Here is a 17,555-nt window from a genome sequence, read left to right on the forward strand (position 1 = left end):
GTCGGGGCATCGTAACCGCCCGCGCCCCGGCCACGGATCGCCCGGCCCGCCCTACGCCCAGCGCCCCGTGCGCGCCAGCAGGACCGCGGTCGCCGCCGTGCCCGCCGTGGACGTGCGCAGCACCGAGCGGCCCAGCCGGTACGGGCGGGCACCCGCCTGCGCGAAGGCCGCGAGTTCCTCCGGGGACACCCCGCCCTCGGGGCCGACCACCAGCACCACCGAGCCGGCCGCGGGCAGCTCCGCCGTCGCCAGGGCCTCGGAGGCGGCCTCGCGGTCCTCGTGGAGCACCATCGCCAGGTCGGCCTCCGCCAACAGCGCGGCCACCTGCTTGGTGGACAGCGCTTCGGCCACCTCGGGGAACCGCACCCGGCGCGACTGCTTGCCCGACTCCCGGGCGGTGGCGCGCCACTTGGCCAGGGACTTCGCCCCGCGCTCGCCCCGCCACTGGGTGATGCACCGGGAGGCCTGCCACGGCACGATGGCGTCGACGCCGGTCTCCGTCATCGTCTCGACGGCGACCTCGCCCCGGTCGCCCTTGGGCAGCGCCTGCACCACCGTGATCCGCACGGCGGGTTCGGGCTCCTGCGCGACCCCCGAGACGGAGACGACCAGCCGGTCCTTGCCCTCCGCCACCTTCACCACGGCGTCGGCCCAGCGGCCGCGGCCGTCCGTGAGGACGAGTTCCTCGCCCGGTCCGAGCCGCTTCACCGACACCGCGTGCCGGCCCTCGGGGCCGTCCAGCACGAACTCCGGCCCCGCGGGGACCTCTTCGACCACGAACACGGGGGCCGTCATGACGCTCTCCTCATCTGCAATACCTTCAACGCGCTCTGCGCCTGGGCCAGTTCGGCCGCCAGCACTTCCACCAGCTCCCCGGCGGGCAGCGCCCGCGCCAGCCGGTGCCCCTGCCCGGCCCACAGGGACATGCCCTGCGGGTCCCCGGCCGCGGCGGCGGCCTTGCGCAGCCCCGAGGTCATGTGGTGGATCTGGGGGTAGGCGGAAGGGGCGTACGGCCCGTGCTCCCGCATGAAGCGGTTGACCAGGCCCCGGGCGGGGCGGCCGGAGAAGGCCCGGGTCAGTTCCGTGTGACCGAACAGCGGGTCCGTCAGCGCCTTCTTGTGCAGGGGGTGCGCCCCGGACTCCGGGCAGACCAGGAAGGCGGTGCCGAGCTGCGCCGCCTCCGCGCCCGCCGCGAGCACCGCCGCGATCTGTGCCCCGCGCATCAGCCCGCCCGAGGCGGTGATCGGGAGGGCCACGGCCTCGCGCACCTGTGCCACCAGGGCGAGCAGGCCGACGCCCGCCGTGCCGTCTGTCTGCGGGTCGTCGCGGAAGGTGCCCTGGTGTCCGCCGGCCTCGACGCCCTGGACGCACAGGGCGTCGGCGCCCGCCTCCTGGGCGGTGCGGGCCTCGTCGACGGAGGTCACGGTGACGACGGTGTGCGTGCCGACGGCGCGCAGGCGCGCGATCACGGTGGGCGCGGGGCAGCCGAAGGCGAAGGAGACCACCGGGACCGGGTCCTCCAGCAGGATCGCCAGCTTGGCCTCGTAGCCGTCGTCGCAGGTGCCGATGATGTCCTCTTCGGCGAGGGAGACCTCGTACCAGCTCGCCTCGCCGGCCAGCTGGCCGCGGTAGGCCTCGACGGCGGCCGGGTCGACGTACCCGGTCTGCGGCAGGAAGAGGTTCACTCCGAAGGGCCGTCGGGTGAGCCCGCGCAGCTGTTTGATCTCCTGGTACATGCCGTCGGCGGTCTTGTAGCCGCCGGCCAGGAAACCGAGCCCGCCGGCCTCGCACACGGCGGCGGCGAGCGGAGGGCAGGAGGCGCCGCCCGCCATGGGAGCCTGCACGATCGGGTACCGGGGGAGACCGTTCGGTGCGGAGGACATGGACTGCATCGTGCCACGTCCGGCGCACCGCACCGAATCACGGCAATTCGCCTGGCATAGTCCAGTTCCCTCCGGCCGTGGGGAAAGCACGGAGCCCGGTCCGGGGCGTCCCCGGACCGGGCTCCTGCGTGCTGTCGCGGGCCGGTCAGCGGCCGTTGAACGCGTCCTTCAGGCGGCTGAACAGCCCCTGCTGGCCGGGGGCGAACTGGCCCGTCGGGCGCTCCTCGCCGCGCAGCTTCGCGAGCTGGCGCAGCAGGTCCTCCTGCTGGGGGTCCAGCTTGCCGGGGGTGGTGACCTCGACGTGGACGATCAGGTCGCCGCGCCCGCCGCCGCGCAGGTGCGTGACGCCGCGCCCGTGCAGCGGGATCGCCTGGCCGGACTGGGTGCCGGGCCGGATGTCGATCTCCTCCATGCCGTCCAGCGTCTCCAGCGGGCACTTGGTGCCCAGGGCCGCCGCCGTCATGGGGATGGTGACCGTGCAGTGCAGGTCGTCCCCGCGCCGCTGGAAGGTCGGGTGCGGCAGCTCGTGGATCTCCACGTACAGGTCGCCGGCGGGGCCGCCGCCGGGGCCGACCTCGCCCTCACCCGCGAGCTGGATCCGGGTGCCGTTCTCGACACCGGCGGGGATCTTGACCGTCAGGCTGCGGCGGGAGCGGACCCGGCCGTCGCCCGCGCACTCGGGGCACGGGGTCGGGACCACGGTGCCGAAGCCCTGGCACTGCGGGCAGGGCCGCGAGGTCATGACCTGGCCCAGGAAGGACCGGGTGACCTGCGAGACCTCACCGCGGCCGCGGCACATGTCACAGGTCTGCGCGGAGGTGCCGGGGGCGGCGCCCTCGCCCGAGCAGGTGGTGCAGACGACGGCCGTGTCGACCTGGATGTCCTTGGTCGTGCCGAAGGCGGCCTCGTCCAGTTCCAGGTCCAGACGGATCATGGCGTCCTGGCCGCGGCGGGTCCGCGAGCGCGGGCCGCGCTGCTGGGACTGGCCGAAGAAGGCGTCCATGATGTCCGAGAAGTTGCCGAAGCCACCCGCGCCGAAGCCGCCCGCGCCGCCACCGCCCGAGGAGGACAGCGGGTCGCCGCCGAGGTCGTAGACCTGCTTCTTCTGCGGGTCCGAGAGGACCTCGTAGGCGGCGTTGATCTCCTTGAAGCGCTCTTGCGTCTTGGGATCGGGATTGACGTCCGGGTGCAGCTCGCGTGCGAGCCGCCGGAAGGCCTTCTTGATCTCGTCCTGGGATGCGTCGCGGCGCACGCCGAGTACGGCGTAGTAGTCCGTGGCCACTTACGACTCCGCCAGGATCTGTCCGACGTAACGTGCCACTGCGCGTACCGCTCCCATCGTTCCGGGGTAGTCCATGCGGGTCGGTCCGACCACGCCGAGTTTGGCGACTGCTTCGCCGCCCGAACCGTAGCCGACGGACACGACCGACGTGGAGTTGAGTCCCTCGTAGGCGTTCTCGTGCCCGATCCGTACGGCCATCCCCGACTCCCCCGCCTCGCCCAGCAGCTTGAGGAGCACGACGTGCTCCTCAAGCGCTTCGAGCACCGGCCTGATCGTCAAGGGAAAATCATGTCCGGAGCGAGTGAGGTTGGCGGTGCCGCCGATCATCAGCCGCTCCTCCGCCTCCTCGGCCAGCGTTTCGAGAAGGGTCGCCAGGACGGCCTTGACGGTCGCCCGGTCGTCGATCTCGAACGACTCCGGAAGGTCCTGCACGAGCTGCGGCACGTCGGTGAACCGACGGCCGACGACCCGGCTGTTCAGCCGCGCCCGCAGGTCGGCGAGGGAGGTCTCGCCGAAGGGCGTCTGGGTGTCGACGAGCCGCTGCTCGACCCGCCCGGTGTCCGTGATCAGTACGAGCATCAGCCGGGCCGGGGCCAGCGACAGCAGCTCGACGTGCCGGACGGTGGAGCGGGTCAGCGAGGGGTACTGGACGACGGCGACCTGTCGGGTGAGCTGCGCGAGCAGCCGCACCGTGCGGCCGACCACGTCGTCGAGGTCGACGGCGCCGTCGAGGAAGTTCTGGATGGCCCGCCGCTCGGGCGTCGACAGCGGCTTGACCCCCGCCAGCTTGTCGACGAAGAGGCGGTAGCCCTTGTCGGTGGGGATCCGGCCGGCGCTGGTGTGGGGCTGCGCGATGTAGCCCTCCTCCTCCAGCACGGCCATGTCGTTGCGCACGGTGGCGGGCGAGACGCCGAGGCGGTGGCGCTCGGTGAGGGCCTTGGAACCGACCGGCTCCTCCGTCCCGACGTAGTCCTGGACGATGGCGCGCAGCACTTCGAGCCTGCGTTCACTGAGCATCGCGCACACCTCCGGATGCGGTCGGTCGTCGGTCGGTCATCGGTCGTCGTGGGGGTCGCGGGCGGCGGGCCGGCCGTCGGCGGTCCGCCGGAGCTTCCCCCGGGCCCTGGTTGGCACTCCGAGCACCCGAGTGCCAGAGATCCCCCGGTCAGTGTACGGCCGGGTAGTACACCGGGGGCAAGGGCGGCCCGCCAGGGTAGCGTCGCCCCATGGACGTACGTTGGGAAGAGGCGGGCTGGGAACGGCTGACCGGGCGGACCGGCCGACGGCGGCTCCCGGTGTGGGACTGCACGGTGGGACTGGTGGTGGGGGACGAGTCGGTGCTCCTGATCGACCCCGGATCCTGCGTGCGCGAGGGTGCTCTGGTGCGGGCCGAGGCGGAGCGGCTGACGGGCCGGGGCGTGACCCATATCGCATTCACGCACGGACATTTCGACCACGTGCTGGGCGGCCCGGCCTTCGAGGGCGCCCGGTCCTACGGGGCGGTCGGCCTCGACCGGCTGCTGGCGACCCCCGGCGGCCGTGAGGAGCTGCGCGTGAGCGCGGTCCGCCACGGCCTGGACGAGGCGGAGGCGGCCGAGGCGGCGGGCCTGCTGCGGGCGCCGGAGCACCTGGTGTCGGGCGAGTGGACGCTGGAGCTGGGCGGCGTACAGGTACTGCTGGCCAACGTCGGGCCCGCGCACTCGCAGCACGACCTGACGGTCCTGGTGCCGGGCGAGCGGGAGGTGGTGTTCTGCGGGGACCTGGTGGAGGAGTCGGGCGAGCCCCAGGCCGGCGGGGACGCGGTGCCCGGGCAGTGGCCCGCCGCCCTGGACCGCCTGCTCGCGCTGGGCGGGGACGACGCGCTGTACGTGCCGGGTCACGGAGCGGTGGTCGGCGCCGGCTTCGTGCGTGCCCAACGCGACACACTGGCGGACCTGTTCGGCGTGTCGCGGACCTGACGGCGGCGGTTCTCCTAGTGTCGGCCGGATGCGCGAGTACTCCCCCGACCTGACCCCGCAGTGGAAGCGTGCCGAGGCCGTGCCGGAGGTGGCCGCGGACCCCGATCTGGTGGTCGAGGTGGCGGGCACCGACTTCTGCGGCGCGGTGGTGGCGTGCGAGGCGGGCACGGTGACCCTGGAGGACCGTTTCGGCAAGCGCCGGGTCTTCCCCCTGGAGCCGCGCGGCTTCGTGCTGGACGGCGCCGTGGTGACCCTGACCCGCCCGTCGCGGGCGCCCGCCGCGCCCGCCCGTACGGCCTCGGGCTCGCTGGCCGTCCCGGGGGCGCGGGCCCGGGTGGCGCGTGCCGGACGGATCTACGTGGAGGGCCGTCACGACGCCGAGCTGGTGGAGCGGGTCTGGGGTGACGACCTGCGCATCGAGGGCGTGGTGGTGGAGTACCTGGAGGGCGTCGACGACCTCGTGGCCGTGGTGGAGGAGTTCGCCCCCGGGCCGGACGCCCGTCTCGGCGTCCTGGTGGACCACCTGGTGCCGGGGTCGAAGGAGTCCCGGATCGCGGCATCGGTCACCTCCCCGGACGTGCTGGTGGTGGGTCACCCGTACGTGGACGTCTGGCAGGCGGTGAAGCCGTCCGCGCTGGGCATCCGGGCGTGGCCCGAGGTGCCGCGCGGCCAGGACTGGAAGACGGGCGTCTGCCGGGCCCTGGGCTGGCCGGAGAACACCGGGGCCGCCTGGCAGCACGTCCTGTCCCGCGTGACGTCCTACCGGGACCTGGAGCCGACCCTGCTGGGCCGCGTGGAGGAGCTGATCGACTTCGTCACGGCGCCCTGACCCGGCCTACGGCGAACAGCCGGGCCGCACCTGCCCCGATCCGCAGCGATTCACTCCGGGGAGTGATCAGTCCACCAGGTCCCGCACCACCGCGTCGGCCAGCAGCCGCCCGCGCAGGGTCAGCACCGCGCGCCCCGCACCGTACGGGGCCGGCTCCAGCAGCCCGTCCGCCAGCGCCCTCCCGGCGGCCGCCAGGCCGGCCGGGGCCAGCAGCGACAGCGGGACGCCGTCGACCAGCCGCAGCTCCAGCAGGATCCGCTCCACGCGCCGGTCCTCCGCGGACAGCAGCTCGCGCCCCGCGCCGGGGGAACGGCCCTCCGCGAGGGCCGCGGCGTAGGCACCGGGGTGCTTCACGTTCCACCACCGCACCCCGCCGACGTGCGAATGGGCGCCCGGGCCCGCACCCCACCAGTCGGCCCCGCGCCAGTACAGCTCGTTGTGCAGGCAGCGGCCGGCCTCGGTCGTGGCCCAGTTCGACACCTCGTACCAGGAGTACCCGGCCTCCGCCATGACGGAGTCCGCGATCAGGTACCGGTCGGCGTGGACGTCGTCGTCGGTCATCGGGACCTCGCCGCGGCGGATCCGGCGGGCCAGCTGCGTGCCCTCCTCGACGATCAGGGCGTAGGCGCTGACGTGGTCGGGCCCGGCGCCGATGGCCGCGGCCAGGGAGTCGCGCCAGTCCTGGTCCGTCTCCCCCGGCGTGCCGTAGATCAGGTCCAGGTTGACGTGCTCGAAGCCCGCCGCACGGGCCTCCGCGACGCATGCCTCGGGGCGGCCGGGGGTGTGGGTGCGGTCGAGCACCTTCAGGACGTGCTGCTTCGCGCTCTGCATGCCGAAGGAGATCCGGTTGAAGCCGCCCTCGCGGAGCTCCGCGAGGTACCGCGGGTCCACGGACTCCGGATTGGCCTCGGTGGTGACCTCGGCGTCCTCGGCCAGCCCGAACTCGTCGCGGATCGCCGCGAGCATCCGCACGAGGTCGCGGGCGGGCAGCAGCGTGGGCGTGCCGCCGCCGACGAAGACGGTCCGCACGGCCCGGGGGTCGTCCCCGAGCACCTTGCGGGCCAGGCGGACCTCGTCGATCAGGGTGTCGGCGTAGTTCTCCCGGGAGGCGAGCACCCCGCCGGTCCCCCGCAGCTCGGTGGCCGTGTAGGTGTTGAAGTCGCAGTACCCGCAGCGCGTGGCGCAGTACGGGACGTGCAGGTAGAACCCGAGCGGCCGGTCCCCGGCACCCGCCAGGGCGTGCGACGGCAGCGAGCCGTCTTCGGGCATGGGTTCACCGTCGGGCAGTGCGGAAGGCATGGGCCCATTGTCCCGCACTGCCCCAAGGTCGTTTCCCGCGTCGGGCCGGGCGCCGGTCAGGCCTCCCGGGAACCCGCGTACATCTCGTCGATGAGGTGCTTGAACTCACGCTCGACGACCGGGCGCTTCAGCTTGAGGCTGGGCGTCAGGTCGCCGTGCTCGACGTCCAGGTCGCGCGGGAGGATCCGGAACTTCTTGATCGTCTGCCAGCGCTGGAGGCCCTCGTTCAGGGTCTGGACGTAGGTCTCGATCAGGCGGTCGGTCTCCGGCGCGGCCAGGACCTGGGCGTACGTCTTGCCCTCCAGGCCGTTCTCGGCGGCCCAGCCGAGGATCGCCGGCTCGTCGAGGGCGATCAGGGCCGAGCAGAAGTTCCGGTCGGCGCCGTGCACGACGATGGTCGACACGTACGGGCAGATCGCCTTGAAGTGGCCCTCGATCTCCGCCGGGGCGACGTACTTGCCGCCCGAGGTCTTGATCAGGTCCTTCTTGCGGTCGGTGATGCGCAGGTACCCGTCGGGGGACAGCTCGCCGATGTCGCCGGTGTGCAGCCAGCCGTCGCTCTCCAGCACCTCGGCGGTCTTGTCGGGCTGCCCGTGGTAGCCCTGCATGATGCCGGGGCCGCGCAGCAGGACCTCGCCGTCGTCGGCGATGCGGACCTCGGTGCCGGGCAGCGGCTTGCCGACGGTGCCGGTGCGGTAGGCCTCGCCGGGGTTGACGAAGGAGGCCGCGCTGGACTCCGTCAGGCCGTAGCCCTCCAGGATGTGGATGCCCGCGCCGGAGAAGAAGTAGCCGATCTCGGGGGCGAGGGCGGAGGCGCCGGAGACGGCGGCCCGCAGCTTGCCGCCGAAGGCCTCGCGGAGCTTGGAGTAGACGAGCGCGTCGGCGATCTTGTGCTTCGTGGCGAGGGCGAAGGGGGCGGTGGCCTGGCCCGTGCGGCGGAAGTTGTCCTGGGTGACCTTGGCGTACTCGCGGGCGACGCCGACCGACCACTGGAAGATCTTGTACTTGGCCCCGCCGCCGGCCCGTGCCTTGGCGGCCACGCCGTTGTAGACCTTCTCGAAGATGCGCGGGACGGCCGCCATGTACGTCGGCTGGACCACCGGCAGGTTCTCGATGATCTTGTCGATCCGGCCGTCGACCGCGGTGACGTGCCCGACCTCGATCTGCCCGGAGGTCAGCACCTTGCCGAAGACGTGCGCCAGCGGCAGCCACAGGTACTGGACGTCGTCCGAGTGGATCATGCCCGTGGCCACGGTGGCCTTGGCCATGTACGACCAGTTGTCGTGCGGCAGGCGGACGCCCTTGGGGCGGCCGGTGGTGCCGGAGGTGTAGATGAGGGTGGCGAGCTGGTCGGCGGTGATGGCCGCGATCCGCTCCTTGACCGCCTCGGGGTGCTTGGCCAGGTGCTCGTTGCCGAGCGCCTCCAGGTCGGCGAGCGAGAGGACCCAGCCCTCGGGGTCGCCCTCGGCGCCGAGGGCGTCGGCCGCGTCCAGGACCACCACGTGGGCGAGGTTCGGCAGGCCGGCGCGGCGCTCGCGGGCCTTCGCGAGCTGCTTGGCGTCCTCGGCGATCAGCACCCGGCTCTCGGAGTCCGCGAGGATGTACGAGGACTCCTCGGCGTTGGTGCTGGGGTAGATCGTGGTGACCGCGCCGCCCGCGCACATCACGCCGAGGTCGGACAGGATCCACTCGACCCGGGTGTTGGAGGCGAGCGCGACCCGCTCCTCCGGGCGCAGGCCCAGGGAGATCAGGCCCGCCGCGATGGCGAAGACCCGCTCGGCCGCCTGCCCCCAGCTCAGCGACTTCCAGTCGTCCGGACCGCCCTCGGGGCCGGCCGCGGGCACCGGGAACCGGTAGGCCTCCGCGTTCGGCGTGGCGGCGACGCGGTCAAGGAAGAGGGCCGCCACGGTGGGCGGGCGGTTCTCGATCAAGGTCTGTGTGTCGCTCACGACATCCTCCGGACCGGTCCACGCGACAGGGCGTGGGCGTGGGGGCGCTTTGGGACGGGCGGGTGGTGCAGGCACCTTTTGAAACTGGCGAGTAACCATCGAGCAGTGATCAGCGTAGAGGCCGTGCGCCCGGCGCGTAAGGGCCTCCGAGCGGCCGCTTCATAACGAAAAGGGCCCCCATGCGTGCGCATGTGGGCCCATTCGTCCGACTTGGGGCGAGGGTGGCTCTTGACCCGCCCTTGGCGACCGCTTGACACGGCCGCCTCCGACCGCTGTCGGTTACCGGCCGGTTACTTCTTCTTGCCGCCGGACTCGTCGCTGGAGAGGACGGCGATGAAGGCCTCCTGCGGGACCTCCACGGAGCCGACCATCTTCATCCGCTTCTTGCCTTCCTTCTGCTTCTCCAGCAGCTTCCGCTTACGGGAGATGTCACCGCCGTAGCACTTGGCGAGGACGTCCTTGCGGATGGCGCGGATGGTCTCGCGGGCGATGACGCGCGAGCCGATGGCCGCCTGGATCGGCACCTCGAACGCCTGCCGCGGGATGAGCTCGCGCAGCTTGGCCACGAGGCGCACGCCGTAGGCGTAGGCGGCGTCCTTGTGCGTGACGGCGGAGAAGGCGTCGACCTTGTCGCCGTGGAGCAGGATGTCGACCTTGACCAGGCTGGAGGACTGCTCGCCGGTGGGCTCGTAGTCGAGCGAGGCGTAGCCGCGCGTCTTGGACTTCAGCTGGTCGAAGAAGTCGAAGACGATCTCCGCGAGGGGGAGGGTGTAGCGGATCTCGACCCGGTCCTCGGAGAGGTAGTCCATGCCGAGCAGGGTGCCGCGGCGGGTCTGGCAGAGCTCCATGATCGCGCCGATGAACTCGCTGGGCGCGAGGATCGTGGCCCGCACGACCGGCTCGAACACGTCCGAGATCTTGCCCTCGGGGAACTCGCTCGGGTTGGTGACGGTGACTTCCTTGCCGTCCTCCAGGACCACCCGGTAGACCACGTTGGGCGCGGTCGCGATCAGGTCGAGGCCGAACTCGCGCTCCAGGCGCTCGCGGACCACGTCCAGGTGGAGCAGGCCGAGGAAGCCGACGCGGAAGCCGAAGCCGAGGGCCGCCGAGGTCTCGGGCTCGTAGACGAGCGCGGCGTCGTTGAGCTGGAGCTTGTCCAGCGCCTCGCGCAGGTCCGGGTAGTCCGAGCCGTCGAGCGGGTACAGGCCGGAGAAGACCATCGGCCGCGGGTCCTTGTAGCCGCCGAGGGCCTCGGTCGCGCCGTTGTGCAGGCTGGTGATGGTGTCACCGACCTTGGACTGACGGACGTCCTTCACACCGGTGATGATGTAGCCCACCTCGCCGACGCCGAGGCCGTCGGAGGGGGTCATCTCCGGGGAGGAGACGCCGATCTCCAGCAGCTCGTGCGTGGCGCCGGTGGACATCATCCGGATGCGCTCGCGCTTGTTGAGCTGGCCGTCGACGACACGGACGTAGGTCACGACGCCGCGGTACGAGTCGTAGACCGAGTCGAAGATCATCGCGCGGGCCGGGGCGTCCTTGACGCCGACCGGGGCCGGGACGGTGGCGACGACCTTGTCGAGCAGGGCCTCGACGCCGAGACCGGTCTTCGCCGAGACCCTCAGGACGTCCTCGGGCTGGCAGCCGACCAGGTTCGCGAGCTCCTCGGCGAACTTCTCCGGCTGCGCGGCCGGCAGGTCGATCTTGTTGAGGACCGGGACGATCGCGAGGTCGTTCTCCATCGCCAGGTACAGGTTGGCGAGGGTCTGGGCCTCGATGCCCTGGGCCGCGTCCACCAGCAGGACCGTGCCCTCGCACGCCGCGAGGGAGCGCGAGACCTCGTAGGTGAAGTCGACGTGACCGGGAGTGTCGATCATGTTCAGGATGTGCGTGCTGCCCTTGCCCGCACCCTCGGTGGGGGCCCAGGGCAGACGGACCGCCTGCGACTTGATCGTGATGCCGCGCTCACGCTCGATGTCCATGCGGTCGAGGTACTGAGCGCGCATCTGCCGCTGGTCGACGACACCGGTGAGCTGGAGCATCCGGTCGGCGAGCGTCGACTTGCCGTGGTCGATGTGCGCGATGATGCAGAAGTTGCGGATCAGCGCCGGGTCGGTACGGCTCGGCTCGGGCACGTGGCTGGGGATCGCGGGCACGCAGTGTCCTGATTCTCGGGGCGCAGTCGGAAGCGGTTTCTTCAGCGAAGGTCGGATCTCGTCGCCTTCGGCTTCGTCGGCGCGATGTCGGATCTGTACGCAGGCTCCCATGGTCCCATGGACGGGGCAGTGCGCTCGGTTTGGGCCGGTCGGAGCGCGCCTGGTAGCCTGGGCAGCTGTGTCTCGTATGCCCTCTCAGCTGTCGGGACACAATCCGAAGATCAAACTCTGAACCTGAAAAGGCTCTTTCGTGGCGAACATCAAGTCCCAGATCAAGCGGAACAAGACGAACGAGAAGGCGCGCCTGCGCAACAAGGCCGTCAAGTCCTCGCTCAAGACCGCGATCCGCAAGGCCCGCGAGGCCGTCCTCGCCGGTGACGTCGAGAAGGCCACCGTGGCTTCCCGCGCCGCCGCGCGTGCGCTCGACAAGGCTGTCTCGAAGGGTGTCATCCACAAGAACGCCGCCGCCAACAAGAAGTCGGCGCTGGCCACCAAGGTTGCCACCCTCCAGGGCTGAGCTCCTGATGTGAATCGCCGGTAGGGAACCAGCGGGCCCTCTCTCCCGCTCCCTCACCGGCACACCGCGCCGCACGCGGCCTGCGTTCGCCACGCGGGTGCGGCGCAAGCATCTTCACAGCACCACCCCCGGTCACCGACCGGGTGACTGACGGCCCACCCGGCCCCACCGGGTGGGCCGTCCGCATTTCCGGGTCGGCCCCCTTCACCGCGCTCCGGCCCTCTGGGACACTGCTGGCGACGTGGCTCCGGGGAGAAGGGCGGACCTTGAACGCCGTGCTCATCGTGCTCGTGGTCCTGGGATTCGGAGCGTTCTGGGCGCTGCGGCGGCTGCGCCTGTACCCGTGCCGCATGAGCGAGTGGCGCTACGCCTTCGCCGCCGCGCACCGCGACCAGCGCGAGGCACTGCACCGCGCCCGTGGGAACAGGCGGGCCGTGGAGGGCGAGCAGCGGCGGCACCTGGCACGGGCGCGGGAGCACGTCGAGGAGATCGAGCAGCGGGGCCGGCAGGAGGCCCGGACCCTGAAGACGGAGCGGCAGCGGTTGCTGCGGCCGGGGTGGGGCTCGGCCGTGGGACCCCGCCTGGGACCGCTCCGGCTGCACCAGCACGTCCTGCTGTTCATGAAGGAGGCTCCCGAAGGGGAGGAGGCTCCCGCCGGGATCGACGAGWCGCTGCCGCTGGCCGACCTCACCGTCAGCTTCTCGGACGCCCGCGAGCACCTCTTCCTCCACGTCACCCGGCAGGACGGCACCCAGCGCACCGCGGTGTACCCGCGGGCCGAGCACCGCGAGACGGCGGTCCGGCACTTCCGCGACCGGATCCACAACCAGGTGCTGGCGGCCAGGGCCTTCCGGGAGTCGGCGCGGGAACGCACCGTCGAGATCGACACCGAGCTCCGGCAGCTGGAGGCCGACACCGCGGCGCGGCGGGAGCAGGCCCGCCTGGAGGCCACGGCCCTCGGCGAGACGCAGCGGGCGGACCCCCGCCTGCTGCGGGCCCTCGCCGACTGGGAGGCGCAGTGCGACGTCTGGCAGAAGCTGACCGGGCACCGGCCCCGCACGTCCTGACGCTGCGGCCGGGGCGCCCGGCGGACCGTCCGGCGGACCGCCCGGCGGACCGGGGGCGGGCAGGGCCGGGAGGCCTGCGCCGACAGGACCTAGCCCTGGCGGCGCTGGGGGCGGGCCGCGCGGGCCACGGCCACGACGGCCTTCTCCAGGGCGTACTCGGGGTCGTCCCCGCCGCCCTTGACCCCCGCGTCGGCCGCGGCCACGGCGCGCAGGGCGTCCGAGACCGCGTCCGCCGACCAGCCCCGCATCTGCTGACGGACCCGGTCGATCTTCCACGGGGGCATGCCCAGGTCCCGCGCGAGGTCGCCCGGACGGGCGCCGCGCGGGGCGGAGGCGAGCTTGCCGATCGCCCGGATCGCCTGGGCCAGCGCGCTGGTGATCAGCACCGGGGCCACTCCCGTGGACAGCGACCAGCGCAGGGCTTCCAGGGCCTCGGCGGCCCGCCCCTCGACCGCACGGTCGGCGACCGTGAAGCTGGAGGCCTCGGCCCGGCCCGTGTAGTAGCGGCCGACCACCGCCTCGTCGATGGTGCCCTCGACATCGGCGCACAGCTGCGCCGCCGCGCTCGCCAGCTCCCGCAGGTCGCTGCCGATCGCGTCGACCAGGGTCTGGCAGGCCTCCGGGGTCGCGGAGCGCCCCAGCGCGCGGAACTCGCCCCGCACGAACGACAGCCGGTCCGCGGCCTTCGTCATCTTCGGGCAGGCGATCTCCCGGGCCCCGGCCTTGCGGGCCGCGTCCAGCAGGCCCTTGCCCTTGACCCCGCCGGCGTGCAGGAGGACCAGGGCGATCTCCTCGTACGGCGCGGCGAGGTAGGCCTTGACCTCCTTCACCGTGTCCGCGCCCAGGTCCTGCGCGTTGCGGACGATCAGGACCTTGCGCTCGGAGAACAGCGAGGGGCTCGTCAGCTCCGCCAGCGTGCCGGGCTGGAGCTGATCGGACGTGAGGTCCCGCACATCGGTGTCGGCGTCGGCCGCGCGGGCCGCCGTCACGACGTCCCGCACGGCGCGGTCGAGCAGCAGGTCCTCCTGCCCCACCGCGAGGGTGAGCGGGGCAAGCGGTTCGTCGGTGGAGTTCTTCCTGGTGGCCATCGCCCCCAGCATCCCACGCCGCACCGACAGTGCCCCGCGCCCGGTGCCCGAGAATGGTCGGGTGAACGAGCGACACGTACTGGTCCTGCCCGACCGCGACGCCGCCGAGGAGGTGGCCCGGGAGGCCGTCGACCGCTTCGGCCTGCCCGAGGAACCCCAACTGGTCCGCGACGCCCTCGCCGGAGAGGACGACGCCGAGGACGCCCAGTGGCTGGTGGTCGTCGAGGACCCGCAGGAACGGCTGGAGGCAGCCTCGCTGGACGAGCTCGCCGCCGAGTACGAGGGCTGGCTGGAAGCCCCGTAGGACGGGCCCTACGCCTTGTGGACGATCTGCACGTCCAGCTCCACTTCCACGCTCGAACCGATCGCCGCGATCCCCTGCGCCAGGATCGACTGCCAGTTCAGGCTGAAGTCCTCGCGGTGCAGTTCGGCCGTGGCACGGCAGGCGGCGCGCGGTTCGCCCTCCAGGCCCGTGCCGTTGCCCAGGTACTGGGTGTCGAGGGTCACGGAGCGGCTGACACCGTGCAGCGTCAGGGCTCCCGCGACCGCCCAGCGGCTGCCGCTGCGGTGGATGAACCGCTCGCTGTAGAACTCGACCGTCGGGTGCCGGGCGGCGTCGAGGAAGTCGGCGGAGCGCAGGTGGTCGTCCCGCATCCGCAGACCCGTGTCGATGCTCGCCGCGTCGATGATGACGTGCATGGAGGAGTCCTCCATGCGCTCGGCTATCCGCACCGCGCCGGCGAAGGTGGTGAACCGGCCGTGGATCCTGGCGAAGCCGATGTGCCGGGCCGTGAAGCCGATCGAGGAGTGCGTCGGGTCGAGTTCCCAGTGGCCGGGCTGCGGCAGCAGCGGCGGCTCCACCGCGTCCAGGATGATCTCCGCGGTGCCGGGCTGCGCCGGGTCCCCCACCAGCGTGGCACCGTGGAACGGCGCGTACCCCTCCGCGGTGACCGAGAGCCGGTACTCCCCCTCCGGCATGGCCGCCGTGAACCCGCCGTAGGGATCCGTCTCCCCGCTGACGACCCGTCTTCCGATCGGGTCGGTCACCTCGAACTTGGCCTGGCGGATGGGCTGGTGGACCGTATCGAGCACCCTGCAGCTCAACAACCGCGCCGTAGGCGGCAGTGAAAGGGTCGCGGATGTGTGCGAGCCGGCGCTCCCCGCCGTCTCCATCCCCCGTCTGCGACCGAACATGGCTGATGCACCCCCGTGCTGTGTGGACTTGGACCGTTCTGGCGAAGACGCATTCGATCATGCTGTCGGGTTGTGGGCAAACAGAGCGGTCGCGCCCGGTATGACCACGCCGGTTCCGGCGCCGCCCGGCCGGAAACGCTCGCATCCCCGAGCCGCTTCCGGCGACGGCCACGGAGCCGTCCCGATCCGTGCGCAGCACAGTCGTCCCACGCGCCCTCAGCTGCGCGAGCGTACCCGGTGCGGGGTGTCCGTAGCGGTTGTCCGCGCCGACGGGGACGATCGCGAGTCGTGGCCGGATCCGGTCCTGCAGACCTGGGTCCTGGTGCGCCGAGCCGTGGTGGGCCACCTTGAGCACGTCCACCGGGCCCAGCTCCGGATGCGCCCTCAAGAGGGCTTGCTGGGCAGGTGGTTCGAGGTCTCCCGGCAGCAGCAGCGTCAGGCCCGACGTGCGCACCAGCAGGACCACGCTCGCGTCGTTGGGGCCGTCCGGGGGCGGGCCGGAAGCCGACGGCCAGAGCACCTGCCATTCCAGCGGCCCGGCCCTGCGCCGCTCCCCCGCCGCCGTCGGGACGACGGGTACCCGGGCGGCCGCCGCGGTGCGCCGGACCACGGCCGCCTGCGCGGCCGGCTCCTGCAGGGCGGTGGTTTGGATCACACCGACGGAGCGGCCCCGCAGCACCCCGGAAAGCCCTCCCACGTGGTCGGCGTGAAAATGCGTCAGCAGGAGCAGTGGGACGCGTTTCACACCCAGGGCCCGCAGACAGGAGTCGACCGGGCCGGGCTCCGGACCGGCGTCCACGACGACGGCCGTCCCGGGACCGGCCGAGAGGACGGCGGCGTCCCCCTGCCCCACCGCGCACTGCACGTAGGTCCAGTCCGGCGGCGGCCAGCCGGTGAGCACCCGGATCGGCAGCGGCGGCCGCACCACCGCGACCAGCAGCAACACCACCAGGCTGGCCCGGACCCCGCGCCRCCGTCCGTAGCGGGCTCCGAGCCCGACGGCCACCGACATGACGACGACCAGGAGCAGCCCCCCGCCGAGCCCGCCGGGCCAGGGCAGCTCCGCCCCCGGCAGCCGGGCTCCGGCCCGCGCCACGGCGGCGATCCACCCCGCCGGTACCCCCGCGCACCAGGCGAGCGCCTTCGCCGCGGGCAGGGACAGCGGGGCCACGGCGAGGGCCGTGAAGCCGAGCACCGTGGCCGGACCCGCCGCCAGCTCCGCCAACAGGTTGCAGGGCACCGCGACGAGGCTCACCCGGGCGGAGAGCACGACCACCACCGGCGCGCACACCGCCTGCGCCGCGGCGGCCGCCCCGAGCGCGTCGGCGAGCCTCGGCCGCATCCCCCGCCGCCGCAGGGCCCCGCCCCACCTCGGCCCGAGGGTGAGCAGCGCCCCGGTGGCCAGTACGGAGAGCAGGAAACCGTAGCTGCGCGCCAGCCACGGGTCGTACAGCACCAGCACCACCACGGCCGCGGCCAGCGCCGGGATCAGGGACCTGCGCCGCCCGGTGGCGAGGGCGAGCAGGGTCACCGCCCCGCAGGCGGCGGCCCGCAGCACGCTCGGCTCGGGCCGGCACACCACCACGAACGCCAGCGTCAGCGCGGCCCCGCCCAGGGCCGTGGCCCGCAGCGACAGCCCCAGCCGGGGCGCCAGCCCGCTCCGCTCGGCCTGCTGCGCGCGGGCCGGGGACCCGATGAGCAGGTAGAGCACCACGGTCAGGTTGGACCCGGAGACGGCCAGCAGGTGCAGCAGATCGGTGGCCTCGAACGCCGCGTGCAGATCGGGCGGCACCCGGGAGGTGTCGCCGACCACCAGCCCCGGCAGCAGGGCCCGCGCGTCGGCGGGGAGCCCTTCGGTGGCCTCCCGCAGCCCGGCCCGCAGGCTCCCCGCGAGGCGCTGCGCCGCACCGGGGCCGCCGCTCACCCCGGGCGGGGTGCCGACGGCCGGCCGCAGCAGCGCCACGGCCCGTTCCCCGTCCCGCACCGGGGCCAGCCGGGCGGCCACCGTCACCCGGGTCGAGGGTTGCAGCGCGGCCCATCCCGGGTGCCCGGCCAGCACCCGCACCGGCGTGACGACCCGGGTCGTCACCCCGTCGGGCCCGGTCACCCGGGTCACCACCGCGTCCAGGACCACCCCGGGCGGCCCGCTCCCGCCCCGGGTGGCGCGGGGGTCCGAGCCGACCGTGAGCTCCACGAGGACCCGGGCGTGCTCCCGGGCCAGCCCGGCCACGGGCCCCGCCCGCGCCTCGGCCCGCTCCAGCCCGGCCACCCCCGCCCCGGCGGCCGCGCACAGCAGCGCGGCGGCCGCGGCCGTACCGACCCGCAACAGCGGC

Annotated in this window: 14 protein-coding genes and 1 pseudogene; 5 read left to right on the forward strand and 10 right to left on the reverse strand. The window is 73.1% G+C overall.

Annotated elements, in window-relative coordinates; all coding sequences use genetic code 11:
- Positions 1–51 precede the first annotated feature (51 nt).
- From AB4039_RS02640 to hrcA, 4 genes are all read right to left on the reverse strand, one after another.
- Positions 52–795 carry a 16S rRNA (uracil(1498)-N(3))-methyltransferase gene (locus AB4039_RS02640; RefSeq protein WP_266838941.1) on the reverse strand — a complete coding sequence of 248 codons (744 nt, stop codon included), beginning with the start codon at positions 793–795 and terminating at the stop codon, positions 52–54.
- The gene (locus AB4039_RS02645; protein WP_266838943.1) at positions 792–1,883 is read right to left on the reverse strand and encodes a nitronate monooxygenase; all 1,092 of its coding nucleotides are present in this window, start codon (positions 1,881–1,883) and stop codon (positions 792–794) included. Before AB4039_RS02645 ends, AB4039_RS02640 begins: the two co-directional genes overlap by 4 nt.
- A gap of 145 nt (positions 1,884–2,028) precedes the next feature.
- Positions 2,029–3,165: a molecular chaperone DnaJ gene (gene dnaJ / locus AB4039_RS02650; protein ID WP_266838944.1), complete on the reverse strand. Its 1,137-nt coding sequence runs from the start codon at positions 3,163–3,165 to the stop codon at positions 2,029–2,031.
- Entirely contained in the window at positions 3,166–4,182 is a 1,017-nt protein-coding gene (gene hrcA / locus AB4039_RS02655) for a heat-inducible transcriptional repressor HrcA (protein WP_266838945.1), read from the reverse strand.
- A gap of 209 nt (positions 4,183–4,391) precedes the next feature.
- Between hrcA and AB4039_RS02660 the strand changes: the two genes are divergently transcribed.
- Both AB4039_RS02660 and AB4039_RS02665 read left to right on the forward strand, forming a co-directional pair.
- Positions 4,392–5,123 carry an MBL fold metallo-hydrolase gene (locus AB4039_RS02660; protein ID WP_266838947.1) on the forward strand — a complete coding sequence of 244 codons (732 nt, stop codon included), beginning with the start codon at positions 4,392–4,394 and terminating at the stop codon, positions 5,121–5,123.
- Between the two features lie 28 nt (positions 5,124–5,151).
- A complete protein-coding gene (locus AB4039_RS02665; protein WP_266838949.1) occupies positions 5,152–5,952 on the forward strand; it encodes a DUF3097 domain-containing protein in 801 nt (266 codons plus the stop codon).
- A 66-nt stretch (positions 5,953–6,018) separates the two neighbouring features.
- Here AB4039_RS02665 and hemW read toward each other — a convergent pair whose 3' ends face one another.
- From hemW to lepA, 3 genes are all read right to left on the reverse strand, one after another.
- Positions 6,019–7,251 (reverse strand): radical SAM family heme chaperone HemW, encoded by a 1,233-nt coding sequence (gene hemW / locus AB4039_RS02670; RefSeq protein WP_442269886.1) that lies wholly within the window; start codon positions 7,249–7,251, stop codon positions 6,019–6,021.
- Between the two features lie 56 nt (positions 7,252–7,307).
- Positions 7,308–9,200 carry an AMP-dependent synthetase/ligase gene (locus AB4039_RS02675; protein WP_266838952.1) on the reverse strand — a complete coding sequence of 631 codons (1,893 nt, stop codon included), beginning with the start codon at positions 9,198–9,200 and terminating at the stop codon, positions 7,308–7,310.
- 290 nt (positions 9,201–9,490) lie between these two features.
- The gene (gene lepA / locus AB4039_RS02680) at positions 9,491–11,356 is read right to left on the reverse strand and encodes a translation elongation factor 4 (protein WP_266838954.1); all 1,866 of its coding nucleotides are present in this window, start codon (positions 11,354–11,356) and stop codon (positions 9,491–9,493) included.
- 250 nt (positions 11,357–11,606) lie between these two features.
- Between lepA and rpsT the strand changes: the two genes are divergently transcribed.
- On the forward strand, positions 11,607–11,873 hold the full coding sequence (gene rpsT, locus AB4039_RS02685) for a 30S ribosomal protein S20 (RefSeq protein ID WP_266838956.1): 267 nt from the start codon (positions 11,607–11,609) through the stop codon (positions 11,871–11,873).
- 266 nt (positions 11,874–12,139) lie between these two features.
- Complete coding sequence (locus AB4039_RS02690; RefSeq protein ID WP_442269887.1) at positions 12,140–12,940, forward strand: hypothetical protein; 801 nt, start codon at positions 12,140–12,142, stop codon at positions 12,938–12,940.
- A gap of 89 nt (positions 12,941–13,029) precedes the next feature.
- Here the strand turns inward: AB4039_RS02690 and holA are convergent, their stop codons facing one another.
- Positions 13,030–14,028 carry a DNA polymerase III subunit delta gene (gene holA, locus AB4039_RS02695; protein ID WP_442269888.1) on the reverse strand — a complete coding sequence of 333 codons (999 nt, stop codon included), beginning with the start codon at positions 14,026–14,028 and terminating at the stop codon, positions 13,030–13,032.
- A 61-nt stretch (positions 14,029–14,089) separates the two neighbouring features.
- Here holA and AB4039_RS02700 point away from each other — a divergent pair, with 61 nt between their 5' ends.
- The gene (locus AB4039_RS02700; RefSeq protein ID WP_266838962.1) at positions 14,090–14,332 is read left to right on the forward strand and encodes a hypothetical protein; all 243 of its coding nucleotides are present in this window, start codon (positions 14,090–14,092) and stop codon (positions 14,330–14,332) included.
- An 8-nt stretch (positions 14,333–14,340) separates the two neighbouring features.
- Here the strand turns inward: AB4039_RS02700 and AB4039_RS02705 are convergent, their stop codons facing one another.
- Together AB4039_RS02705 and AB4039_RS02710 are read right to left on the reverse strand one after the other, a co-directional pair.
- Positions 14,341–15,222 carry a YceI family protein gene (locus AB4039_RS02705; protein ID WP_442269889.1) on the reverse strand — a complete coding sequence of 294 codons (882 nt, stop codon included), beginning with the start codon at positions 15,220–15,222 and terminating at the stop codon, positions 14,341–14,343.
- Between the two features lie 124 nt (positions 15,223–15,346).
- Positions 15,347–17,551 (reverse strand): annotated as a pseudogene (locus AB4039_RS02710) (ComEC/Rec2 family competence protein); the annotation flags it as partial.
- Between the last annotated feature and the right edge of the window lie 4 nt (positions 17,552–17,555).

It is taken from the genome of Streptomyces sp. M-16 (assembly GCF_052114405.1).
GTDB lineage: Bacteria > Actinomycetota > Actinomycetes > Streptomycetales > Streptomycetaceae > Streptomyces.